The organism is Kitasatospora sp. NPDC034035, assembly GCF_055575755.1.
In genome coordinates this window covers 225,925-245,562 of the sequence record NZ_JBVISA010000003.1, presented here as the reverse complement: position 1 = coordinate 245,562, position 19,638 = coordinate 225,925, and the positions used below count along the sequence as shown (strand labels likewise).

32 protein-coding genes are annotated in these 19,638 nt (G+C 67.3%); 1 reads left to right on the top strand and 31 read right to left on the bottom strand.

Annotated elements, in window-relative coordinates; genetic code table 11:
* Window positions 1-4: 4 nt before the first annotated feature.
* The 29 genes from rpsM to ACZ52J_RS05925 form a co-directional block, all read right to left on the bottom strand.
* On the bottom strand, window positions 5-385 hold the full coding sequence (rpsM, locus tag ACZ52J_RS06065) for a 30S ribosomal protein S13 (RefSeq protein WP_360495035.1): 381 nt from the start codon (window positions 383-385) through the stop codon (window positions 5-7).
* Between the two features lie 176 nt (window positions 386-561).
* Entirely contained in the window at window positions 562-675 is a 114-nt protein-coding gene (gene rpmJ / locus ACZ52J_RS06060) for a 50S ribosomal protein L36 (protein WP_003956441.1), read from the bottom strand.
* A gap of 33 nt (window positions 676-708) precedes the next feature.
* Window positions 709-930 (bottom strand): translation initiation factor IF-1, encoded by a 222-nt coding sequence (infA, locus tag ACZ52J_RS06055; protein ID WP_003956442.1) that lies wholly within the window; start codon window positions 928-930, stop codon window positions 709-711.
* Window positions 931-1,124: 194 nt separating this feature from the next.
* Window positions 1,125-1,550: a large conductance mechanosensitive channel protein MscL gene (mscL, locus tag ACZ52J_RS06050; protein ID WP_360495032.1), complete on the bottom strand. Its 426-nt coding sequence runs from the start codon at window positions 1,548-1,550 to the stop codon at window positions 1,125-1,127.
* A gap of 142 nt (window positions 1,551-1,692) precedes the next feature.
* The gene (map, locus tag ACZ52J_RS06045) at window positions 1,693-2,532 is read right to left on the bottom strand and encodes a type I methionyl aminopeptidase (protein ID WP_360495029.1); all 840 of its coding nucleotides are present in this window, start codon (window positions 2,530-2,532) and stop codon (window positions 1,693-1,695) included.
* 117 nt (window positions 2,533-2,649) lie between these two features.
* Window positions 2,650-3,303 (bottom strand): adenylate kinase, encoded by a 654-nt coding sequence (locus ACZ52J_RS06040; protein ID WP_360495026.1) that lies wholly within the window; start codon window positions 3,301-3,303, stop codon window positions 2,650-2,652.
* Complete coding sequence (secY, locus tag ACZ52J_RS06035) at window positions 3,303-4,613, bottom strand: preprotein translocase subunit SecY (protein ID WP_360495023.1); 1,311 nt, start codon at window positions 4,611-4,613, stop codon at window positions 3,303-3,305. The genes ACZ52J_RS06040 and secY overlap by 1 nt, the downstream gene beginning before the upstream one ends.
* A 326-nt stretch (window positions 4,614-4,939) precedes the next feature.
* Window positions 4,940-5,392 carry a 50S ribosomal protein L15 gene (gene rplO, locus ACZ52J_RS06030; protein ID WP_360495020.1) on the bottom strand — a complete coding sequence of 151 codons (453 nt, stop codon included), beginning with the start codon at window positions 5,390-5,392 and terminating at the stop codon, window positions 4,940-4,942.
* A 2-nt stretch (window positions 5,393-5,394) separates the two neighbouring features.
* Window positions 5,395-5,577 (bottom strand): 50S ribosomal protein L30, encoded by a 183-nt coding sequence (rpmD, locus tag ACZ52J_RS06025; RefSeq protein ID WP_030055835.1) that lies wholly within the window; start codon window positions 5,575-5,577, stop codon window positions 5,395-5,397.
* Window positions 5,577-6,197: a 30S ribosomal protein S5 gene (gene rpsE, locus ACZ52J_RS06020; protein WP_030393306.1), complete on the bottom strand. Its 621-nt coding sequence runs from the start codon at window positions 6,195-6,197 to the stop codon at window positions 5,577-5,579. The genes rpmD and rpsE overlap by 1 nt, the downstream gene beginning before the upstream one ends.
* Before the next feature lie 48 nt (window positions 6,198-6,245).
* Window positions 6,246-6,629: a 50S ribosomal protein L18 gene (rplR, locus tag ACZ52J_RS06015; protein WP_030280785.1), complete on the bottom strand. Its 384-nt coding sequence runs from the start codon at window positions 6,627-6,629 to the stop codon at window positions 6,246-6,248.
* 3 nt (window positions 6,630-6,632) lie between these two features.
* Window positions 6,633-7,172 carry a 50S ribosomal protein L6 gene (gene rplF / locus ACZ52J_RS06010; protein ID WP_030055832.1) on the bottom strand — a complete coding sequence of 180 codons (540 nt, stop codon included), beginning with the start codon at window positions 7,170-7,172 and terminating at the stop codon, window positions 6,633-6,635.
* Window positions 7,173-7,194: 22 nt separating this feature from the next.
* Complete coding sequence (gene rpsH / locus ACZ52J_RS06005) at window positions 7,195-7,602, bottom strand: 30S ribosomal protein S8 (protein ID WP_033824224.1); 408 nt, start codon at window positions 7,600-7,602, stop codon at window positions 7,195-7,197.
* Between the two features lie 266 nt (window positions 7,603-7,868).
* Window positions 7,869-8,054 carry a type Z 30S ribosomal protein S14 gene (locus ACZ52J_RS06000; RefSeq protein WP_030055830.1) on the bottom strand — a complete coding sequence of 62 codons (186 nt, stop codon included), beginning with the start codon at window positions 8,052-8,054 and terminating at the stop codon, window positions 7,869-7,871.
* A gap of 4 nt (window positions 8,055-8,058) precedes the next feature.
* On the bottom strand, window positions 8,059-8,628 hold the full coding sequence (gene rplE, locus ACZ52J_RS05995; protein ID WP_030393302.1) for a 50S ribosomal protein L5: 570 nt from the start codon (window positions 8,626-8,628) through the stop codon (window positions 8,059-8,061).
* Window positions 8,628-8,939 (bottom strand): 50S ribosomal protein L24, encoded by a 312-nt coding sequence (gene rplX / locus ACZ52J_RS05990; RefSeq protein ID WP_030055828.1) that lies wholly within the window; start codon window positions 8,937-8,939, stop codon window positions 8,628-8,630. The genes rplE and rplX overlap by 1 nt, the downstream gene beginning before the upstream one ends.
* 15 nt (window positions 8,940-8,954) lie before the next feature.
* Window positions 8,955-9,326: a 50S ribosomal protein L14 gene (rplN, locus tag ACZ52J_RS05985; protein WP_030393301.1), complete on the bottom strand. Its 372-nt coding sequence runs from the start codon at window positions 9,324-9,326 to the stop codon at window positions 8,955-8,957.
* 102 nt (window positions 9,327-9,428) lie between these two features.
* Complete coding sequence (rpsQ, locus tag ACZ52J_RS05980) at window positions 9,429-9,701, bottom strand: 30S ribosomal protein S17 (protein ID WP_030055826.1); 273 nt, start codon at window positions 9,699-9,701, stop codon at window positions 9,429-9,431.
* The gene (gene rpmC, locus ACZ52J_RS05975; protein WP_049649042.1) at window positions 9,701-9,925 is read right to left on the bottom strand and encodes a 50S ribosomal protein L29; all 225 of its coding nucleotides are present in this window, start codon (window positions 9,923-9,925) and stop codon (window positions 9,701-9,703) included. Before rpmC ends, rpsQ begins: the two co-directional genes overlap by 1 nt.
* Window positions 9,925-10,344: a 50S ribosomal protein L16 gene (gene rplP / locus ACZ52J_RS05970; protein ID WP_030055824.1), complete on the bottom strand. Its 420-nt coding sequence runs from the start codon at window positions 10,342-10,344 to the stop codon at window positions 9,925-9,927. Before rplP ends, rpmC begins: the two co-directional genes overlap by 1 nt.
* 5 nt (window positions 10,345-10,349) lie before the next feature.
* Window positions 10,350-11,174, bottom strand: a complete 825-nt coding sequence (rpsC, locus tag ACZ52J_RS05965) for a 30S ribosomal protein S3 (RefSeq protein WP_030393298.1) — start codon at window positions 11,172-11,174, stop codon at window positions 10,350-10,352.
* Window positions 11,174-11,521: a 50S ribosomal protein L22 gene (gene rplV / locus ACZ52J_RS05960; RefSeq protein WP_033824229.1), complete on the bottom strand. Its 348-nt coding sequence runs from the start codon at window positions 11,519-11,521 to the stop codon at window positions 11,174-11,176. The genes rpsC and rplV overlap by 1 nt, the downstream gene beginning before the upstream one ends.
* A 50-nt stretch (window positions 11,522-11,571) precedes the next feature.
* The gene (rpsS, locus tag ACZ52J_RS05955) at window positions 11,572-11,853 is read right to left on the bottom strand and encodes a 30S ribosomal protein S19 (protein WP_030055821.1); all 282 of its coding nucleotides are present in this window, start codon (window positions 11,851-11,853) and stop codon (window positions 11,572-11,574) included.
* Window positions 11,854-11,864: 11 nt separating this feature from the next.
* On the bottom strand, window positions 11,865-12,701 hold the full coding sequence (gene rplB, locus ACZ52J_RS05950) for a 50S ribosomal protein L2 (RefSeq protein WP_188306762.1): 837 nt from the start codon (window positions 12,699-12,701) through the stop codon (window positions 11,865-11,867).
* A 43-nt stretch (window positions 12,702-12,744) separates the two neighbouring features.
* The gene (gene rplW / locus ACZ52J_RS05945; protein ID WP_030055819.1) at window positions 12,745-13,065 is read right to left on the bottom strand and encodes a 50S ribosomal protein L23; all 321 of its coding nucleotides are present in this window, start codon (window positions 13,063-13,065) and stop codon (window positions 12,745-12,747) included.
* Window positions 13,065-13,742, bottom strand: coding sequence for a 50S ribosomal protein L4 (rplD, locus tag ACZ52J_RS05940; RefSeq protein WP_360495016.1), 678 nt, complete (start codon window positions 13,740-13,742; stop codon window positions 13,065-13,067). The genes rplW and rplD overlap by 1 nt, the downstream gene beginning before the upstream one ends.
* A 4-nt stretch (window positions 13,743-13,746) precedes the next feature.
* Window positions 13,747-14,394, bottom strand: a complete 648-nt coding sequence (gene rplC / locus ACZ52J_RS05935) for a 50S ribosomal protein L3 (protein WP_360495013.1) — start codon at window positions 14,392-14,394, stop codon at window positions 13,747-13,749.
* A 14-nt stretch (window positions 14,395-14,408) separates the two neighbouring features.
* On the bottom strand, window positions 14,409-14,717 hold the full coding sequence (gene rpsJ / locus ACZ52J_RS05930; RefSeq protein ID WP_012785157.1) for a 30S ribosomal protein S10: 309 nt from the start codon (window positions 14,715-14,717) through the stop codon (window positions 14,409-14,411).
* A 397-nt stretch (window positions 14,718-15,114) separates the two neighbouring features.
* The gene (locus tag ACZ52J_RS05925; protein ID WP_465616173.1) at window positions 15,115-16,926 is read right to left on the bottom strand and encodes a hypothetical protein; all 1,812 of its coding nucleotides are present in this window, start codon (window positions 16,924-16,926) and stop codon (window positions 15,115-15,117) included.
* 338 nt (window positions 16,927-17,264) lie between these two features.
* Between ACZ52J_RS05925 and ACZ52J_RS05920 the strand changes: the two genes are divergently transcribed.
* Window positions 17,265-18,476 (top strand): acyltransferase family protein, encoded by a 1,212-nt coding sequence (locus ACZ52J_RS05920; RefSeq protein WP_465616171.1) that lies wholly within the window; start codon window positions 17,265-17,267, stop codon window positions 18,474-18,476.
* Window positions 18,477-18,563: 87 nt separating this feature from the next.
* On the opposite strand, the gene ACZ52J_RS05915 is transcribed toward ACZ52J_RS05920, so the two are convergent.
* Window positions 18,564-18,935 (bottom strand): DUF2304 domain-containing protein, encoded by a 372-nt coding sequence (locus ACZ52J_RS05915; RefSeq protein ID WP_360495004.1) that lies wholly within the window; start codon window positions 18,933-18,935, stop codon window positions 18,564-18,566.
* Window positions 18,932-19,621, bottom strand: coding sequence for a glycosyltransferase family 2 protein (locus tag ACZ52J_RS05910; RefSeq protein WP_465616169.1), 690 nt, complete (start codon window positions 19,619-19,621; stop codon window positions 18,932-18,934). Before ACZ52J_RS05910 ends, ACZ52J_RS05915 begins: the two co-directional genes overlap by 4 nt.
* Window positions 19,622-19,638: the final 17 nt, after the last annotated feature.

Genomic DNA, 19,638 nt, shown 5'->3' with positions numbered 1-19,638 from the left:
CGGACTACTTCTTGCCCGGCTTCTTCTTGCCGGCGATCGCGCGACGCGGGCCCTTGCGGGTACGCGCGTTGGTGTGGGTGCGCTGGCCGCGGACCGGCAGGCCACGGCGGTGACGCAGACCCTCGTAGCAGCCGATCTCGACCTTGCGGCGGATGTCGGCGGCCACCTCACGGCGGAGGTCACCCTCGACCGTGTAGTTGGCGTCGATGTACTGGCCGAGCTTGATCAGGTCGTCCTCGGAGATGTCGCGAACGCGGACATCCGGGCTGACACCGGTCTCGGCGAGGGTCTGCTGGGCGCGGGTACGGCCGATGCCGTACACGTACGTAAGGGCGATCTCGATCCGCTTCTCACGGGGGAGATCAACGCCGGCGAGGCGTGCCATTCAAGGCTCCTGTGGTTCTTCAGAGGTCTTGCGTGCTACCTACTCCGACACCTCACGGTGAGGGAGCCCCGGCCTCTTACCGGGGGCGGCAGTCCGTCCGCGAAGGGACGGATCGGGTAGCCCGCTTATGACGTTTTCGCGTCGCGCGAAGTACTACGAGAAATGCTGGAGAGCGATCAGCCCTGGCGCTGCTTGTGGCGCAGGTTGTCGCAGATCACCATGACCCGGCCGTGACGGCGGATCACCTTGCACTTGTCGCAGATCTTCTTGACGCTCGGCTTGACCTTCATGCTTCAGGTTCTCCGGGTCTAGATCTGACGTTCTTACTTGTAGCGGTAGACGATCCGGCCGCGCGTGAGGTCGTAGGGGCTGAGCTCCACGACGACCCGGTCGTCCGGCAGGATGCGGATGTAGTGCATGCGCATCTTGCCACTGATGTGCGCGAGGACCTTGTGACCGTTCTGCAGCTCGACCTTGAACATCGCGTTCGGAAGAGACTCGATCACGGTGCCCTCGATCTCAATGGCGCCTTGCTTCTTAGCCATGAACTGCGAGATCCACCTTCCGGGACCGGCTACCGTATGCGGAACGCTCGTGCGAACCTGGGTTCACCCCGTCCCCGAGGGGAAGAGGGCGCGCTGAAGCACGCTACGAGTGAGCCGACGGTCCATCCTACGCCAGCGTTTCCGGTGGACCAAAACGGGGGCCCCGGAAAGCGGCACCCGTCACACCGGCGGCGTCAGACCCCGGCGGAGAGCGTCAGCGGCTGGACGTGCGCGGTGCAGGCCGAGCAGCGGCGGGCGGCCTCGGGGATCTCGGTGAGGCACTCGGGGCACGGGCGCTTGGGGGCCTTCGGCTTCTTCGGCAGGTAGCGCGCGGTCGCCTTGGTGATCGGCAGCACCACGCAGAAGTAGAGCACCGCGGCGGTCATGACGAAGGCGATCAGCACGTTGAGGAACTGGCCGTACGGGAAGGTGACCCCCGCCACCGTCGCCTTGTACGAGCTGAAGTCGCCGGCCGCACCGACCACCACGCCCACCAGCGGGGTGAGGAAGGCGGACACGAAGCCGTTCACCACCCCGGTGAACGCGGCACCGATGACCACGCCGACCGCCATGTCGATGACGTTGCCGCGCATCATGAAGTCGCGGAATCCCTTGAGCACGTGCTCACTCCTGCATCGCTCGTAAACCGGTCGGACGGCAGCTGACCACTGCCAGCCGATAAAAATAGGACAAAAGCCCTGGAGGTCCAAACCTCCAGGGCTCTGATGCCTTGTCAGCAGCGGCGCTCGGGCGCCGCGACGACTACGCGAGCGGGTCCGGAGCTGCGGTGATGCCCAGCTTGGCCAGTTCGGCCCGGCCGCCGTCGAAGGCGGTCAGGACCAGCGGGCCCTGCTCGGTCACGGCCACCGAGTGCTCCCAGTGCGAGGCCCAGGTGCCGTCGTTGGTGACGACCGTCCACTCGTCGTCCAGGACGGTCGTGTGCGGGGTGCCCAGCGAGACCATCGGCTCGATCGCCAGCACGGTGCCGGGGACCAGCTTGGGGCCCTTGCCGCGGCCGCGCTCGACGTAGTTCAGCACGTGGGGCTCCATGTGCATCGCGGTGCCGATGCCGTGGCCGCCGTAGCCCTCGGTGATGCCCCACTTGCCCTTCGGCGGCAGCGGCTGGCGGCGGATGAAGCCCTCGATCGCCTTGGAGACGTCGACCAGGCGGTTGTTCTTCTTCATCTGGGCGATGCCGGCCCACATCGAGCCCTCGGTGACCCGGCTCAGCATCTCGACCTCGGGGCGGACCTCGCCGACCGCCACGCTGATCGCCGCGTCGCCGTGCCAGCCGTCCAGGATGGCGCCGCAGTCGATCGAGATGAGGTCGCCCTCCTGCAGCACCCGCTCGCCCGGGATACCGTGCACGACCTCGTTGTTCACCGAGGCGCAGATCACGCCGGGGAACCAGAGACCGCCGTGGTTGGCGCGGAAGTTCGAGGTGGCGCCGTGGTCGGTGATGACCTTGTCCGCGATGTCGTTGAGGTCCTGGGTGGTCACCCCCGGAGCGACCGCCTCGCGGCAGGCCTTCAGGGCCTCGGCGACGACCAGCCCGGCCGCTCGCATCTTCGCGATCTGCTCGGGGGTCTTGATCTCCACCATCTGGTCACGCCTTCCAAGTCCGGATTACCACTGCCCTACCACCGTACGACGCCGAAACGGCCGGGCCACCCGCTGGGCGGGCGACCCGGCCGTACCGTCGTACGTTCGCCGAGAGACTCAGCTGTCCTGCTTCAGCGCCTCGATCGCGCGGGCGGTGACCTCGTCCACCTTGCCGAGGGCCGGGATGGTCACCAGGAGACCCTGCTCCTTGTAGTAACCGATGATCGGCTCGGTCTCGGTGTGGTAGACCTCCAGGCGCGTGCGCACCTTGTCCTCGGTGTCGTCCGAGCGCTGGTACAGCTCGCCGCCGCACTCGTCGCAGACGCCCTCGGCCTTCGGCGGGTTGTAGTCCACGTGGAAGACGTGGCCACCGTCGTTGCGGCACAGGCGACGGCCCGCGATCCGCTTGACGACCTCGTCCTCCGGGACCTCCAGGTCCAGCACGCCGTCCAGCTTGATGCCCTGCTCGGCGAGGAACTCGTCGAGCGCCTCGGCCTGGCCGAGGTTGCGGGGGAAGCCGTCCAGCAGGAAGCCGTTCACGGCGTCCTCCTGGAGCATGCGGTCCTTGGCCATCCCGATGGTGACCTCGTCCGGTACCAGACGGCCCGCGTCCATGTAGCTCTTGGCCTCGAGCCCCAGCGGGGTGCCCTGACCGATGTTGGCGCGGAACAGGTCTCCGGTGGAGATGTGGGGAATGGACAGGGTCTTGGCGAGCAGGTGCGCCTGAGTACCCTTCCCGGCCCCGGGAGGACCAACGAGGACGATACGCATCAGCGGAGGAACCCTTCGTAATTGCGCTGCTGGAGCTGGCTCTCGATCTGCTTCACAGTTTCGAGTCCGACGCCGACGACGATGAGCACACTGGTGCCGCCGAACGGGAAAGCGGTCTGCTGTCCGAAGGCGACCAGGGCGATCATCGGGATCAACGCGATCAGGCCCAGGTAGAGCGAACCCGGCCACGTGATTCGGGTCAGCACGTAGTTCAGGTACTCGGCCGTCGGCCGGCCGGCCCGGATGCCCGGGATGAACCCACCATACTTCTTCATATTGTCGGCAACTTCTTCGGGGTTGAAGGAGATCGCGACGTAGAAGAAGGCGAAGAAGACGATCAGCAGGAAGTAGGTCGCCATGTAGATCGGGTGGTCACCCTTGACGAAGTTCGTCCGGATCCACGTGGCCCAGCCCGCCTGGCTGTTGGTCAGCTGGACCACCAGGGCGGGAATGTAGAGCAGCGACGAGGCGAAGATGACCGGGATGACACCGGCCTGGTTCACCTTGAGCGGGATGTAGGTCGAGGTGCCGCCGAACGCCCGGCGGCCGATCATCCGCTTCGCGTACTGGACCGGGATCCGGCGCTGGGCCTGCTCGACGAAGATGACCAGCATCACGACGATGATGCCGACCGCGACCACGGAGAGGAACTCGACCCAGCCGCCGCCGATGGTGCCGCCGGTCTTGATCGCCCACATCGAGGTCGGGAACTGCGCCGCGATCGAGGTGAAGATCAGCAGCGACATGCCGTTGCCGATGCCGCGGTCGGTGATCAGCTCACCCAGCCACATGATGACCGTGGTGCCGGCCGTCATCGTGAGGACCATGACCGCGATCCGGAACACTCCGGTGTCCGGGACGATCTGGTTGGCCACCGGGCAGCCCGAGAACAGCGCGCCACTGGAGGCCGTCGCGACGATGCCGGTGCCCTGGAGCACGGCGAGCGCGATGGTCAGGTAGCGGGTGTACTGGGTGATCTTCGCCTGGCCGGCCTGGCCCTCCTTCTTCAGCATCTCCAGTCGCGGGATCACGACGGTGAGGAGCTGGAGGATGATGCTCGCCGTGATGTACGGCATGATGCCGAGCGCGAAGATCGTCAATTGGAGGAGCGCGCCACCGCTGAACAGGTTGACGAGCCCGAAGAGGCCGTTGTTCTTTGTCGCCTTCACACACTCGTTCACGGCCGTGAAGCTCACGCCGGGGATCGGAATGTGCGAGCCCAGCCGGAACAGCACCATGATGCCCAGCGTGAACAGCAGCTTCTTGCGCAGGTCGGGCGTCTGGAACGCCCGCGCGAACGCACTGAGCACGGTGCCTCCTGCGCCTCCCGCACGTCGTCGGCGGGAGGGTCGGTCCTGAATGGGGAGTTTGCGGTTCGGGCTCCCGTACAGACGGCACAGGCGAGCCTACGCGCAGCCTACAAGGGAACTCCACGGACTCTAACAGTGCGCGGCCACTCGGAAGAAGCGCGTACGGCCCCTCCCCCACTCACGGGGTACGGGATGCCCGGGTTTGCCACACAAAAGAACGAGCACCCGGCCGTCCGGAACCGAACGGTCCCGCACGGCCCGGGAACGGCACGAGCCCCGCACCTCCCGAAGGAGGTGCGGGGCTCGAAGCCGGAGTGTCAGCGGGCTCAGATGAGCTCGTTGACCGTACCGCCGGCGGCCTTGATCTTCTCGGCGGCGGTGCCGGAGACGGCGTCCACCGAGACCTGCAGGGCAACCGAGATCTCGCCGGTGCCGAGCACCTTGACGAGCGAGTTCTTGCGAACCGCGCCCTTCTCGACGAGACCCTCGACGGTGACCTCTCCACCCTGCGGGTAGAGCTCGGCCAGCTTGTCGAGGTTGACCACCTGGAAGGTGATCTTGAAGGGGTTCTTGAAGCCCTTCAGCTTCGGCAGGCGCATGTGGAGGGGCATCTGGCCACCCTCGAAGCGCTGCGGAACCTGGTAGCGGGCCTTGGTGCCCTTGGTACCACGACCAGCGGTCTTACCCTTGGAGCCCTCACCACGACCGACACGGATCTTGTCGGTCTTGGCACCAGGGGCGGGACGCAGGTTGTGGATCTTGATCGGGTTCTCGCCCATGATCAGTCCACCTCCTCAACCGTCACCAGGTGACGGACCGTGTGGGCCATCCCGCGGATCTCGGGACGGTCCTCCTTCACCACGACGTCGTGCATGCGCTTGAGACCAAGCGAACGCAGGGTGTCACGGTGGTTCTGCTTGCTGCCGATGTACGACTTGGTCTGCGTGATCTTCAGGCGAGCCATCAGGCGCTCACCCCAGCAGCACGCGCCCGCAGCAGAGCAGCGGGGGCCACGTCCTCCAGCGGCAGGCCACGACGAGCGGCGATCTCCTCGGGGCGCACGAGGCCCTTCAGAGCAGCCACGGTGGCGTGCACGATGTTGATCGCGTTGTCCGAGCCGAGCGACTTCGACAGGATGTCGTGGATGCCGGCGCACTCCAGGACGGCGCGCACCGGACCACCGGCGATAACACCGGTACCGGGGGCGGCGGGCTTCAGGAGCACGACGCCGGCGGCCTTCTCACCCTGGATGGGGTGCGGGATGGTGCCCTGGATACGGGGGACCTTGAAGAAGTTCTTCTTGGCCTCCTCAACACCCTTGGCGATGGCGGCCGGAACCTCCTTCGCCTTCCCGTAACCAACACCCACGGTGCCATCGCCATCGCCCACCACGACCAGCGCGGTGAAGGAGAAACGACGACCACCCTTGACAACCTTGGCGACACGGTTGATCGCGACGACGCGCTCGACGTAAGCGGTCTTCTCGACGGCGGGGGCGTTGCCCCGGTCGTCACGCTTACGGTCACGCCGCTCGCCACCGGTGCCGCCGCCGGCGCCGCTACCGCGGCGCTGGGGTCCAGCCATTGGAATTACCTCTCTCGATTACGTCCGCCGACAGAGTCGACGAGCGGCTTAGAAGTCGAGCCCGGCCTCGCGGGCCGCGTCCGCCAGGGCGGCGATGCGGCCGGCGTACCGGTTGCCCGCGCGGTCGAAGACGACCGACTCGATGCCGGCGGCCTTGGCGCGCTCGGCGACCAGGCTCCCGACCTTCTTGGCCAGCTCGGTCTTGTCGCCCTCGGCGCCCTTGATGGACACGTCGAGGGTGGACGCCGACGCCAGGGTGTGACCCTTGGCGTCGTCGATGACCTGGGCGACCATGTGACGGTTCGAGCGCGTCACGACGAGACGCGGACGCACCTCGGTGCCGACGACGCGCTTGCGAACGCGGATCGCGCGGCGCTTGCGAGCGGCGCTCTTGTAGGCGTTGCCCTTGCCGATCTTGACAGAGACACTCATCGCTTACTTACCACTCTTTCCGACCTTGCGGCGGATGACCTCGCCCGCGTACTTGACACCCTTGGCCTTGTACGGGTCGGGCTTGCGCAGCTTGCGGATCTTCGCGGCGACCTCGCCGACCTTCTGCTTGTCGATGCCGTCCACGTGGAACTTGGTGGCCGACTCGACGACGAAGGAGATGCCCTCGGGCGCCTCGACGAGGATCGGGTGGCTGTAGCCCAGCTGGAACTCCATGTCGGAGCCCTTCGCCAGAACTCGGTAGCCGACACCGCTGATCTCCAGCGACTTGCGGTAGCCCGCGGTCACGCCGGTGATCATGTTCGCCACCAGCGTGCGGGAAAGGCCGTGCAGGGCCTTCGACAGACGCTCGTCGTTGGGGCGGGTGACGAGCAGCGTGCCGTCCTCGCCCTTACCGATCTCGATCGGCGCGGCGACGACGTGGGTGAGGGAGCCCTTCGGGCCCTTCACCGAGACCGCCTGGCCATCGATGGTGACGTCCACGCCAGCGGGGACCTGGATGGGCAGCCGTCCAATGCGCGACATTGCTGTACCTCCGTTTCCCGAATTACCAGACGTAGGCGAGGACTTCTCCGCCTACGCCCTTCTTGGCGGCCTGCTTGTCGGTCAGGAGGCCGGAGGACGTGGAGATGATCGCCACGCCCAGGCCGCCGAGAACCTTCGGCAGGTTGGTGGACTTTGCGTAAACGCGCAGACCCGGCTTGCTGATGCGCTTGATGCCGGCGATGGAGCGCTCACGGTTGGGGCCGAACTTGAGCTCGATGGTCAGCTTCTTGCCGACCTCGCCCTCGACGGGCTCCTCAACCTTGTAGGAGGAGATGTACCCCTCCTGCTGCAGGATCTCGGCGACGTGCGCCTTGATCTTGCTGGCCGGCATCGCCACGGTGTCGTGGTACGCCGAGTTCGCGTTACGCAGACGCGTGAGCATGTCTGCGATGGGGTCGGTCATGGTCATGATGGCCTCAGGCCTCTCTCGCCGCGGTTTCTCCGCGCCAGGTCCCCCTCCCGCACTCTTCCGAGTGCGGTAGGGGCACAAGCGCAGGGGACCTGCGACGTCGTAAGACTGGGTGCGAGCCCTCCGTAAAGGGCCACGAACATCCATGGGGAAGCCGTGGCAGGGGGCCCGACCCCACTACCTTACGGGAATCCGTACGGCAGGCCCAAAACGGGCCGGTGTGGGATCGGGCACCTCTGCTTCGCTGGGTGCCTAAAGCGCCTGGATTACCAGGAGCTCTTGGTCACGCCCGGCAGCTCGCCGCGGTGCGCCATCTCACGGAGGCAGACACGGCACAGGCCGAACTTGCGGTACACCGAGTGCGGACGGCCGCAGCGCTGGCACCGGGTGTAGGCCCGGACGCCGAACTTCGGCTTGCGCTCGGACTTCGCGATGAGGGACTTCTTCGCCATTGGCTCACGCCTCCTTGAACGGGAAGCCCAGAGCACGCAGGAGCGCCCGGCCCTCGTCGTCGGTCTGAGCGGTGGTCACGACGGTGATGTCCATACCGCGCTGACGGTCGACCTTGTCCTGGTCGATCTCGTGGAACATAACCTGCTCGGTCAGACCGAAGGTGTAGTTGCCACGGCCGTCGAACTGCTTCGGGGAGAGGCCGCGGAAGTCGCGGATTCGCGGCAGGGCCAGCGAAACCAGACGGTCCAGGAACTCCCACATGCGGTCACCACGGAGGGTGACGTGCGTGCCGATCGGCTGGCCCTCGCGCAGCTTGAACTGCGCGATGGACTTGCGAGCCTTGGTCACGGCCGGCTTCTGACCGGTGATCGCGGTCAGGTCGCGGATCGCGCCCTCGATCAGCTTGCTGTCACGGGCGGCCTCGCCGACACCCATGTTGACGACGACCTTGACCAGGCCGGGCGTCAGCATGACGTTCTCGTACGAGAACTGCTCCTGCAGCTGACCCTTGATCTCGGAGTTGTAACGCTCCTTGAGACGGGGGGTCACCTTCTCAACAGTCGTCTCAGACATCAGATGTCCTCACCGGTTCGCTTGGCAACGCGGATCTTGTTGCCCTCGTCATCGAAGCGGTAGCCAACGCGGGTGACGACCTTCTTGCCGTCCTTCTCCACGACCAGCTGGACGTTGGAGACGTGCACCGGGGCCTCGACGGTGACGATGCCACCCTGAGTGCCCGGGCCCGGCTTGGTGTGCTTCTTGACCCGGTTCACACCCTCGACCAGGACCTTGTTCTCGGCGGGCATGGCCTGGATGACCTTGCCCTGCTTGCCGCGGTCCTTGCCGGTGATGACCTGAACCAGGTCACCCTTCTTGATCTTCATGCTGTTCGCCATGAGTTAGAGCACCTCCGGCGCAAGCGAGATGATCTTCATGAACTTCTTGTCACGCAGCTCGCGGCCCACCGGGCCGAAGATGCGGGTACCACGGGGGTCACCATCGGTGTTCTTCAGAACGACCGCGGCGTTCTCGTCGAAACGGATGTACGAGCCATCCGGACGACGACGCGACTTCACGGTACGGACGACGACGCACTTGACGACGTCACCCTTCTTCACCGAACCGCCGGGGATCGCGTCCTTGACGGTCGCGACGATGACGTCCCCGATGCCGGCGTAGCGGCGACCGGAACCACCGAGAACGCGGATGCAAAGGATTTCCTTCGCGCCCGTGTTGTCGGCGACACGCAGTCGCGACTCCTGCTGGATCACAGCTTTCTCCTGATCGTCAACGAGAGCTGACGGGCCGGCCGCTGCTCACACCAGCGCCCACGAGGGGCCTGGTGCACATACGGCCGTACCGCATCAACTTCGTTACTTGGCCTTCTCGAGGATCTCGACGACGCGCCAGCGCTTCGTCGCGGACAGCGGGCGGGTCTCCGCCAGGAGGACCCGGTCGCCGATGCCGCAGGCGTTCGCCTCGTCGTGCGCCTTCAGCTTGTTCGTACGGCGGATGACCTTGCCGTACAGAGCGTGCTTGACGCGGTCCTCGACGGCGACGACGACGGTCTTGTCCATCTTGTCGCTGACGACGAGACCCTCACGGGTCTTGCGGAAACCGCGCGTCTCGTTGGTGTTCTCAGTCATCAGGCGCTCTCCACCGTCTCGATGCCCAGCTCGCGCTCGCGCATCAGGGTGTAGATCCGCGCGATGTCCTTACGGACGAGCTTGAGCCGTCCGTGGTTGTCGAGCTGCCCGGTCGCCGCCTGGAAGCGGAGGTTGAACAGCTCCTCCTTGGCCTCACGGAGCTTGGCAACGAGACCCTCGTTGTCCAGCTCGCGGAGGTCAGCAGCCTTGGTGCCGGCCGACATCAGCTCTCACCTGCCTCGCGCCGGATGATCCGGCACTTCATCGGGAGCTTGTGAGCAGCGCGGGTCAGCGCCTCACGAGCCACCTTCTCGTTGGGGTACGACAGCTCGAACATGACCCGACCCGGGTGCACGTTCGCGATCCACCACTCGGGCGAACCCTTACCGGAACCCATGCGGGTCTCGGCCGGCTTCTTGGTGAGCGGACGGTCCGGGTAGATGTTGATCCAGACCTTGCCGCCACGCTTGATGTGACGGGTGACGGCGATACGAGCGGACTCGATCTGCCGGTTCGTCACGTAGGCCGGGGTGACGGCCTGGATGCCGTACTCGCCGAAGGCGAGCTCGGTGCCACCCTTGGCAGCGCCACGGCGCTTCGGGTGGTGCTGCTTGCGGTGCTTGACCCGACGGGGGATCAGCATTGGGGTCAGGCCTCCGTTCCGGTGTTCTCGGCAGCCGGAGCCTCGGCGACCGGGGCCGCGGGGGCCTCGGAAGCGGCGGGGCGACGGCCACGGCCACCGCGCTCGCCACCACGGCGCTCGCCACCGCGGGCGGGACGACCACCCTCGGGACGGGCCGGGCGGTTGCCCGAGCGGGCAGCGGCGTTCTCAGCGCGGACCTCGGCGATGTTCTTGACGTCGCCCTTGTAGATCCAGACCTTCACACCGATGCGGCCGAAGGTCGTCTTGGCCTCGAAGAAGCCGTAGTCGACGTTCGCGCGCAGGGTGTGCAGCGGCACACGGCCCTCGCGGTAGAACTCCGAACGGCTCATCTCGGCGCCGCCGAGACGACCGGAGCACTGGACCTTGATGCCCTTGGCGCCGGACTTCATGGTGCCCTGCATCGACTTGCGCATGGCACGGCGGAACGACACGCGGGAGGACAGCTGCTCCGCGACGCCCTGAGCCACGAGCTGGGCGTCCAGCTCGGGGTTCTTGACCTCGAGGATGTTCAGCTGGACCTGCTTGCCGGTCAGCTTCTCGAGGTCGCCGCGGATGCGGTCGGCCTCGGTGCCACGGCGACCGATGACGATGCCGGGGCGAGCGGTGTGGATGTCGACGCGGACGCGGTCGCGGGTGCGCTCGATCTCGACCTTGGAGATGCCGGCGCGCTCCATGCCCTTCGTCATCATGCGACGAATGGCAACGTCTTCCTTGACGTAGTCCTTGTACAGCTTGTCGGCGTACCAGCGGGACTTGAAGTCCGTGCTGATGCCGAGGCGGAACCCGTGCGGGTTAACCTTCTGGCCCATTACCGGGTCCCTTCCTTGCTGCTGACGACCACGGTGATGTGGCTGGTCCGCTTGCGGATCCGGTAGGCACGGCCCTGGGCGCGCGGACGGAACCGCTTCAGGGTCGGACCCTCGTCAACGTACGCCTCGCTGATGACGAGGTCGTCCACGTTGTTGTGGTTGTAGTTGTGCACGGCGTTGGCAATGGCGCTGTCGAGCACCTTGCCGACCGGCACGGTGGCGGCCTGCGGAGCGAAACGCAGGACCGCCTGGGCCTCCGTGGCGTTCAGGCCACGGATGAGGTCCACCACGCGGCGGGCCTTCATGGGCGTGACGCGGATGTACCGCGCCTGGGCCCTGGCTTCCATGGTTGTCCCCTTGCTGGTGTAAGTCATTGAGTCGGTAATCTCGCTGGCGACTAGCGACGCTTCGACTTGCGGTCGTCCTTGACGTGACCGCGGAACGTGCGCGTCGGCGCGAACTCGCCGAGCTTGTGGCCGACCATCGACTCGGTGACGAACACCGGGACGTGCTTACGGCCATCGTGCACCGCGATCGTGTGGCCGAGCATGGCCGGGAAGATCACGGAGCGACGGGACCAGGTCTTGATGACGTTCTGGGTACCCGCCTCATTCTGCGCGTCCACCTTCTTGAGAAGGTGGCCGTCGATGAAGGGGCCCTTCTTGAGACTGCGCGGCATCTGACCTGCTCCTAGCGCTTCTTGTTGGTCTTGCGGCGGCGCACGATGAGAGCGTCCGACGCCTTCTTCGGGCGACGGGTACGACCCTCCTTCTGGCCCCACGGCGAGACCGGGTGGCGGCCACCAGAGGTCTTACCCTCACCACCACCGTGCGGGTGGTCGATCGGGTTCATGGCGACACCACGCACGGTCGGGCGGACGCCCTTCCAGCGCATACGGCCGGCCTTGCCCCAGTTGATGTTCGACTGCTCGGCGTTGCCGACCTCGCCGACGGTCGCGCGGCAGCGCGCGTCGACCAGGCGGATCTCACCGGAGGGCATGCGCAGGTGCGCCATCTTGCCCTCACGCGCCAGCAGCTGGATGCCGGACCCGGCGGAGCGGGCCAGCTTGGCACCGCCACCGGGACGCAGCTCCACCGCGTGGATGGTGGTACCGACCGGGATGTTGCGCAGCGGCAGGTTGTTGCCCGGCTTGATGTCGGCGCCAGCGCCGTTCTCGATCCGGTCACCCTGCGCGATGCCGCGCGGCGCGATGATGTAGCGCTTCTCGCCGTCCAGGTAGTGCAGGAGCGCGATGCGCGCGGTGCGGTTCGGGTCGTACTCGATGTGAGCGACCTTGGCCGGCACGCCGTCCTTGTCGTGACGACGGAAGTCGATCACGCGGTAGGCGCGCTTGTGGCCGCCACCCTGGTGGCGAGCGGTGATCCGACCGGCGTTGTTACGGCCGCCCTTGCTGTGCAGGGGGCGAACCAGCGACTTCTCCGGCGTGGACCGCGTGATCTCTACGAAGTCGGCCACGCTGGAGCCACGACGGCCCGGCGTAGTCGGCTTGTACTTGCGGATGCCCATTTGGCTCTCTCGTCCTCGTCCTTATCGACGATCACGATCTCCGTTAGGAGACCGGACCACCGAAGATGTCGATGCGGTTGCCCTCGGCCAGCGTCACGATGGCGCGCTTGGTGTCCTTGCGCTTGCCAAAGCCCGTCTTGGAGCGCTTGCGCTTGCCCTGACGGTTGATCGTGTTGACAGCCTCGACCTTGACCGAGAAGACCGCCTCGACGGCCTGCTTGATCTGGGTCTTGTTGGCGCCCGGCGACACGATGAACGTGTACTTGTTCTCGTCGAGAAGGCTGTAGCTCTTCTCGGAGATGACCGGCTTCACCAGGACGTCACGGGGGTCCGTGAACGTCTTGCTCGTGATCTCTGCAGCCATCAGGCGGCGCTCCCTTCGAGCTCGCCCTCAGCAGCCACGGCCTTGGCGGACGCGGCCGGACCGGCCACGAAACGCTCGAAGGCGGCCTGGGTGAAGACCACATCGTCGGAGACGAGCACGTCGTAGGTGTTCAGCTGACCGGCGTCCAGGATGTGCACGTGCGGCAGGTTGCGGGCGCTCTTCAGACCCAGCTCGTCGGCACGCTCGACGACGAGGAGGATGTTCTTGCGCTCGGTGATCTTGCCGAACAGACCCTTGGCGGCCTTGGTCGACGGCGCCTCGGTCGCGGTCACGTCGGTGACGACGTGAATGCGGTTGTGGCGGGCCCGGTCGGTGAGCGCACCGCGCAGGGCGGCGGCGATCATCTTCTTCGGGGTCCGCTGCGAGTAGTCACGCGGCACGGGACCGTGCACGACGCCACCGCCGGCGAACTGCGGCGCACGGGTCGAGCCCTGACGGGCGCGGCCGGTGCCCTTCTGGCGGTACGGCTTCTTGCCGCCACCGCGGACCTCGCCACGAGTCTTGGTCTTGTGGGTGCCCTGACGGGCCGCAGCGAGCTGCGCCACGACGACCTGGTGCATCAGCGGAACGCTGACCTTCGCGTCGAAGATCTCGGCCGGCAGCTCGAGGCTGCCGGTCTTGTCGCCCGAGGGCGACAGGATGTCAATGGTGCTCATATCCTCACAGCCCCTTCGCCGCGGTGCGGACGAGGACGAGGCCGCCGTTCGGGCCCGGGATTGCGCCCTTGATCAGGAGCAGCCCCTTCTCCGCGTCAACGGCATGGATGGTCAGGTTCTGGGTGGTCACACGCTCGTGGCCCATCCGGCCGGCCATCCTCACGCCCTTGAACACGCGACCCGGGGTGGCGCAGCCACCGATCGAGCCGGGCGAGCGGTGCTTGCGCTGCACACCGTGACCGGCGCCGAGGCCCCGGAAGTTGTGGCGCTTCATGACACCGGCGAAGCCCTTGCCCTTGGAGGTGCCGGTCACGTCGACCTTGACACCCGCCTCGAACAGCTCCGCGGTGATCTCCTGGCCGAGGGTGTACTCGGAGGCGTCCGTGGTACGGAGCTCGACCAGGTGGCGGCGGGGGGTGACACCGGCCTTGGCGAAGTGGCCCGCGAGGGGCTTGTTCACCTTGCGGGGGTCGATCTCGCCGAAGCCGATCTGGACGGCGTCGTAGCCGGCCGGGCTGTCGGCGGTGTGGACCTGGGTCACGACATTGGGCCCAGCCTTGACGACGGTCACCGGGACAACCCGGTTGTTCTCGTCCCAGACCTGGGTCATGCCGAGCTTCTCGCCCAGGATGCCCTTAATCTGCTTAGCCATCTTCGGTGCGCCTCTCAGAGCTTGATCTCGATGTCGACGCCAGCCGGCAGGTCGAGACGCATCAGCGAGTCAACCGTCTTCGGCGTGGGGTCGAGGATGTCGATCAGACGCTTGTGAGTGCGCATCTCGAAGTGCTCGCGCGAGTCCTTGTACTTGTGCGGCGAGCGGATGACGCAGTACACGTTCTTCTCAGTGGGCAGCGGCACCGGGCCTGCGACCTGCGCACCAGTACGGATCACCGTCTCGACGATCTTCTTCGCCGAGGAGTCGATGACCTCGTGGTCGTAGGCCTTGAGCCGGATGCGGATCTTCTGTCCCGCCATGGCTACTCAGTAGTCCTTCTGTCTAATTGCTTCTCGACTTCCCTCCGACCCCCGCGCTCGGGCGTGTCGCACTCGCGCTTGTAAAAAACCGGCGAAATAACTCGTCGGTTTAGAACTTCTGGGGTGGGGGGTGCCGGATTGAGGCCCCGCACACGCTTCCCGGAAGATTCCCGTACTTTCGCCCCGCAGCTGCCGTGGCGTAGAACTCACGCTTGACGGCCATCACGGGAACGACGAGTAGGTGGGACTCGCTTCCAGTCCTCCCGGCGGGAGGCGCGCAGCATCGGCACTCAACCGAGCAACTTGGACATACTGCCACATGGAGCAGCCCGGATGCCAATCGGGGCCGGTGAGGTGATCCTCACCGGCCCCGACGGTCACCCGATGGTGGGTCGTGTCAGTTCTTGGGCGGACGTCCGCAGGTGACGTCCACGTCCGTCGCCGTGGTGTTGGCGCACCAGAGCCTCGGCTGGTCCGGAACGAAGGTGTACTCGCTCAGGTCCATGTTGATCGGGTTGCAGGCCTGCTTGCCCTTGTAGGGCGAGTACTTGGGGCACTGCCCGTCGTCGAGCTGCTGCAGGTGGGCGCGGAGCGCGTCCAGGCCCATGTCCTCGACGCCCGGGTTGGTGGACGGCATGAAGCGGTTGGCCGACCAGGAGCCGCCCATGGTCGCGAACAGGGCGAGCGCGCACACGAGGCCGGCGGCCAGCTGCGACATCACCCGCGGCGAGATCCGCGCGGCCCGGGCCGGGGCCACCTCGCGCAGCGTGCCGCGGATCCAGCCGAAGCCGCGCTCGTACGTCAGCATCACGCCCATGACGGCCAGGATGATCAGGCAGTAGAAGATGATCCAGGTCGTCCGCGGGTACAGCTGGACGGCCTGGTTGTGCTCCATGTGCGAGGCGAACCAGAAGCGCATCAGCCAGGCGCCGGCGAGGACGAAGCCCGCGGTGCGGACCACCATGCTGCGCAGGCCCACGCCGACGCCGATGCCCACGCCGACCAGCAGGAGCACACCGAAGCCGGTCTGCCCGGCGATGTCGCCCTCACCCGGCCAGTTGTGGTAGCTCAGGGTGCCGGAGCGGTCCGAGGCCCAGCCCATGACGTAGGCCGGGTCGATGTAGGTGTTGATGTAGGCGTACCGGTCCATCGTGGAGGCGCCGAGGCGGACCAGCTGGTACAGCAGCGGGGCGCCGATCACACCGGCGGTGACCAGCATGGTGGCGAGGAAGACCAGCGCGCGCTTGAGGGCGGTCCGGCCGCGGCGCCACGGGAAGAGCATCAGGACGAGGATGAACGAGCCCGGCGCCGCCCACAGGTACCAGCCCGAGTACCAGAGGAACATCACGCCGAACGCGGCGCCGAAGCCGAGGCCGCGCAGCACCGCCGAGCGGGTCGAGAGCTCGCCGGACCGGCGGATCTCCCGGAAGCAGGCCGCCAGCAGCGGCAGCAGCACCAGCATGGAGCCGTGGCTGTACGGACGGATCGGGTCGAGGAACACGATCGACGCCGGCACCGCGATCGCCATCGCCCAGAACGGGCGCAGCAGCATCCGCCAGGAGAGGTAGGCCATCGGCCCGACCAGCGCGCTGAGGATCAGCTGCAGGTCCTTGAGCGCGTGGCCCACGCCGGGGATGCCGTGGTGGAAGAGCTTGGCCCAGAGGGCGAGCAGGGCGGGGAACAGCGGCGGGTACACCCCGGGCAGGCCGTGGCCGCGCATCATGTCGTTGGCCATGCCCATGAGGTTGCCGGGGTCGCCCTCCTGGCCGCCGAGGCCCCAGGGGGTGCCGTGCAGGGCGACCACGACGCCGCCGGCCACGACGCCGGTGCCCAGGCCCGCCACCGCGGCGCACGCCAGCCGCTGCGCGACCTGGTAGTAGCGCAGCGTCCCGCGGTAGGCGAGCAGCAGCAGCACCGCGAGGACGGGGATGCCGAGGAGCGCCGCGTACTGCTGGATCTTGGCGAGGCCGCTGACCTGGCCGATCCGGGTGGTCGGGTTGACGCTGATGTGCGTGCACAGCAGCATGAAGCCGAGCGCGACGCCGACGCTGACCAGGCCTTCCGCCAGCGGGAGGACCCAGCGCTTCTCGGTCCACCGCGAGAAGCGGTCGCCCGGCCGGCCGGTCGGTGACCCGTCGGAGGACGCCGTGGTCGACGCGTCGGGCGCGCCGGCACGGCCGCCGACAACGTCCGGGGCCAAATCCGTCATGTCTCTTCGCTTCCGTGAAGCGGCGCAGTGCCGCGGGTCGGACCGTCTCGCCGGATGGGGGGCGAGCTCAGCGGGCGGCGGCCGGGCGCCCGGTCGGCGCAGGTCGGCCGAAACTCGTGGAGGTGCTGCGGGCGTCCGGCGGATGCATCGTTGCCGGCGGCGGCGATGCCGGGCCCGGGCCGCGACTTATGGTAATCGCACCCCCAAGAGCGTGTCATGGCGTGCCTCCGGGCCCTCACGGGGCCTCTTCCGACCCAGTGGGGGCGGAACCCGGGCGGATAGGGTGAGCTCCGCGCAGTTCCCGCCCTCCACGACTACCGGCCCGGAGCCTCCTGCCCATGTCTCGCACCGCACGCAAGAGGTCGGTTCTGACGGCCTGCCCGCCCTTGACGGAGGCCCTCGGACGGAAGAACGGGTTCGGCCTCCTGCGGCTCGTCCTGGCCCTCGCCGTGATCTTCGCCCACGCGATGCCGCTCGGGATGGGCAAGCCCGACCTCGGGCTGCTGCAGAGCCGCGGTCAGACCAACGTCGGTGCGATCGCGGTGAGCGGCTTCTTCGTGCTGTCCGGTCTGCTGATCACGCGCAGCGGCATGCGGCTGAGCCCGGCGCGCTTCCTGTGGAACCGCGCCATCCGCATCCTGCCCGGCCTCTGGGCCTGTCTGCTGCTGACGGCCTTCGTGGTCGCCCCGGTCGTGGCCTACCACCAGGGCCGGATGGCGGGCTTCTGGTCGCACCCGGAGGGCCCGCTGGCCTACCTGGAGGCCAACTGGTCGATCGGGGTGTACCAGTGGGGCATCTCCGGACTGCTCGACCACGTCCCGCACCCCACCGCCTTCAACGGCTCGGTCTGGTCGCTGGCGTACGAGGTCCTCTGCTACCTGCTGGTGGTCTCGCTGGCCGCGGTCGGGGTGCTGCGGCGCGCACGCTGGGCCGTCACCCTGATGGTCCTGGGGCTCTACGCGTACATGGTCCACCTGGCGTCGGGCTTCCACCTGCTGCGCGCCCCCGAGTACGCGCCGACCGGCCTCACCGGCTGGCAGCTGCCCTTCCTGGGCTCGATCAGCCTGGACATGTTCATACCGCTGACCTTCATGTTCGGCCTCGGCGCGCTGGCGGAGCTGTACAAGAACCGCCTGCCGATCAACGACCCGGCCGGTGTGCTGGCCGCCGTCGTGTTCCTCGGCAGCGCCCACTACGGCGGCTTCACCGTGTTCGGCCTGCCCGCCTTCGCCTACCTGCTGGTCTGGCTCGCCTGCCGGATGCCCGGCCCGCTGACCAAGGTCGGCACCAAGGTGGACCTCTCGTACGGGGTGTACATCTACGCGTTCCCGATCCAGCAGTGCCTGGCGCTCTGGGGCGTCAACAAGCACGGCTACTGGACCTACACGGCGGCCTCGGTGGCGCTCTCGGTCACGGCGGCGGTCTGCTCCTGGTACGCCGTGGAGAAGCCCGCGCTGAAGCTGAAGGACCTGGGCCTGCGCAAGCCGCCGCGGCAGGAGGAGCCGCCGGCCGCACCGCCGGTACGGCCCCTGTCGCAGGTCTCGACCTGACCCTCCCCGCCCCCGAACGGATCCGGGCCCGGTACGCGCACTGCGTACCGGGCCCGGTTCGTACGGTCCTCGGGGGACCGCCCGGAGCTAGCCGGAGACCTTCTCGTCGAAGCGCTCCTGGTTGAGCCGCGCGCCCTCGGTGATGGCGACCGTGCGGGCCATGTCGGTGAGCTTCCTCTCCAGGGAGCGGAAGCGCAGGTAGGTGTTGAGCGCCAGGAAGGCCAGCGCCAGGACCATCAGGTACAGCACCAGGTCGGTGCCGCGGCCGACGCCGAGCCGGTTCGCCACCCAGGTGACGTCGCTCGGACGCAGCACCGCGTAGATGTTCGCGAGTACGAACAGCACGAAGGCGATGCGCTTCCAGGCCCTGGTGTTGGTCCGGTCCCAGCGCCGGATGAAGATGAGCGCCGCGGTACCGGCGCCCAGCACCAGCACCAGTTGGATCCAGAAGTACTTCATCGCCGGCCACGCTCCCGGAGCGAGATGTCGAAGAGGATGTTGACGCCGTTGATCAGGGACTGGCCCTTGGCGCGTGAGTAGTCGGTGTAGAGGATGTCCACGGGGACCTCCACGACGCGCAGCGAGGACTTCGCCAGCAGGCCGACGATCTCCGAGGCGTGGGCCATCCCGTTCATGGTGATGCGCAGCTGGGAGGCCGCCTGGCGGTTGATCACCCGCAGCCCGTTGTGCGAGTCGGTGAGCTTCAGCTTGCGGGCGGTCGGGCTGACCGCGGCCGCCGTGCGGAGCACCACGCGCTTGATCATCGGGACCTGCTCGGACTGCTCGATGAACCGGGAGCCCAGGACCACGTCGGCGGTCCCGCCGCGCAGCACGGCGACCATCTTCTCGACGTCGGCCGTCTGGTGCTGGCCGTCGGCGTCGAAGGTGGCGAAGTACTGGGCGCCGGGCTGCTGCAGCGCGTAGGAGAGCCCGGTCTGCAGGGCGGCGCCCTGGCCCAGGTTCACCGGGTGCCGCACCAGGTGGGCCCCGGTGGTCAGGATGTGCTCGGCCGAGCCGTCGGTGCTCCCGTCGTCGACCACGACGATGTTCGGGAACGTCTTGCGGGCGTTCTCCACCACATCGGCGATCACCTGGCCTTCGTTGTAGGCGGGGATCACCAGCCAGACGTCGTCGTATTGGGACATGGTCGCTTCCTGGGCAC

Excerpts from the sequence above, each read along its gene's own strand:
- rplC (WP_360495013.1), bottom strand. The coding sequence starts at position 14,394 with ATGGCTAAGCAGATTAAGGGCATCCTGGGCGAGAAGCTCGGCATGACC.
- ACZ52J_RS05915 (WP_360495004.1), bottom strand. The coding sequence starts at position 18,935 with ATGAAGTACTTCTGGATCCAACTGGTGCTGGTGCTGGGCGCCGGTACC.
- rplB (WP_188306762.1), bottom strand. The coding sequence starts at position 12,701 with ATGGGCATCCGCAAGTACAAGCCGACTACGCCGGGCCGTCGTGGCTCC.
- rplX (WP_030055828.1), bottom strand. The coding sequence starts at position 8,939 with ATGAAGATCAAGAAGGGTGACCTGGTTCAGGTCATCACCGGCAAGGAC.
- rplO (WP_360495020.1), bottom strand. The coding sequence starts at position 5,392 with ATGGGCGAGAACCCGATCAAGATCCACAACCTGCGTCCCGCCCCTGGT.
- rpmC (WP_049649042.1), bottom strand. The coding sequence starts at position 9,925 with ATGTCGGCCGGCACCAAGGCTGCTGACCTCCGCGAGCTGGACAACGAG.
- rplD (WP_360495016.1), bottom strand. The coding sequence starts at position 13,742 with ATGAGCACCATTGACATCCTGTCGCCCTCGGGCGACAAGACCGGCAGC.
- rplW (WP_030055819.1), bottom strand. The coding sequence starts at position 13,065 with ATGGCTGCAGAGATCACGAGCAAGACGTTCACGGACCCCCGTGACGTC.
- rplP (WP_030055824.1), bottom strand. The coding sequence starts at position 10,344 with ATGCTGATCCCCCGTCGGGTCAAGCACCGCAAGCAGCACCACCCGAAG.
- map (WP_360495029.1), bottom strand. The coding sequence starts at position 2,532 with ATGGTGGAGATCAAGACCCCCGAGCAGATCGCGAAGATGCGAGCGGCC.
- ACZ52J_RS05910 (WP_465616169.1), bottom strand. The coding sequence starts at position 19,621 with ATGTCCCAATACGACGACGTCTGGCTGGTGATCCCCGCCTACAACGAA.
- rpsC (WP_030393298.1), bottom strand. The coding sequence starts at position 11,174 with ATGGGCCAGAAGGTTAACCCGCACGGGTTCCGCCTCGGCATCAGCACG.
- rpsS (WP_030055821.1), bottom strand. The coding sequence starts at position 11,853 with ATGCCGCGCAGTCTCAAGAAGGGCCCCTTCATCGACGGCCACCTTCTC.
- infA (WP_003956442.1), bottom strand. The coding sequence starts at position 930 with ATGGCTAAGAAGCAAGGCGCCATTGAGATCGAGGGCACCGTGATCGAG.
- ACZ52J_RS05920 (WP_465616171.1), top strand. The coding sequence starts at position 17,265 with ATGTCTCGCACCGCACGCAAGAGGTCGGTTCTGACGGCCTGCCCGCCC.
- rpsJ (WP_012785157.1), bottom strand. The coding sequence starts at position 14,717 with ATGGCGGGACAGAAGATCCGCATCCGGCTCAAGGCCTACGACCACGAG.
- rpmD (WP_030055835.1), bottom strand. The coding sequence starts at position 5,577 with ATGGCTCGCCTGAAGATCACGCAGACCAAGTCGTACATCGGCAGCAAG.
- rplR (WP_030280785.1), bottom strand. The coding sequence starts at position 6,629 with ATGAGTGTCTCTGTCAAGATCGGCAAGGGCAACGCCTACAAGAGCGCC.
- rpsH (WP_033824224.1), bottom strand. The coding sequence starts at position 7,602 with ATGACCATGACCGACCCCATCGCAGACATGCTCACGCGTCTGCGTAAC.
- rpsM (WP_360495035.1), bottom strand. The coding sequence starts at position 385 with ATGGCACGCCTCGCCGGCGTTGATCTCCCCCGTGAGAAGCGGATCGAG.
- ACZ52J_RS06000 (WP_030055830.1), bottom strand. The coding sequence starts at position 8,054 with ATGGCGAAGAAGTCCCTCATCGCGAAGTCCGAGCGCAAGCCGAAGTTC.
- ACZ52J_RS05925 (WP_465616173.1), bottom strand. The coding sequence starts at position 16,926 with ATGACGGATTTGGCCCCGGACGTTGTCGGCGGCCGTGCCGGCGCGCCC.
- rplF (WP_030055832.1), bottom strand. The coding sequence starts at position 7,172 with ATGTCGCGCATTGGACGGCTGCCCATCCAGGTCCCCGCTGGCGTGGAC.
- ACZ52J_RS06040 (WP_360495026.1), bottom strand. The coding sequence starts at position 3,303 with ATGCGTATCGTCCTCGTTGGTCCTCCCGGGGCCGGGAAGGGTACTCAG.
- rpsQ (WP_030055826.1), bottom strand. The coding sequence starts at position 9,701 with ATGACTGAGAACACCAACGAGACGCGCGGTTTCCGCAAGACCCGTGAG.
- rpsE (WP_030393306.1), bottom strand. The coding sequence starts at position 6,197 with ATGGCTGGACCCCAGCGCCGCGGTAGCGGCGCCGGCGGCGGCACCGGT.
- rpmJ (WP_003956441.1), bottom strand. The coding sequence starts at position 675 with ATGAAGGTCAAGCCGAGCGTCAAGAAGATCTGCGACAAGTGCAAGGTG.
- rplV (WP_033824229.1), bottom strand. The coding sequence starts at position 11,521 with ATGGAAGCCAGGGCCCAGGCGCGGTACATCCGCGTCACGCCCATGAAG.
- rplE (WP_030393302.1), bottom strand. The coding sequence starts at position 8,628 with ATGTCTGAGACGACTGTTGAGAAGGTGACCCCCCGTCTCAAGGAGCGT.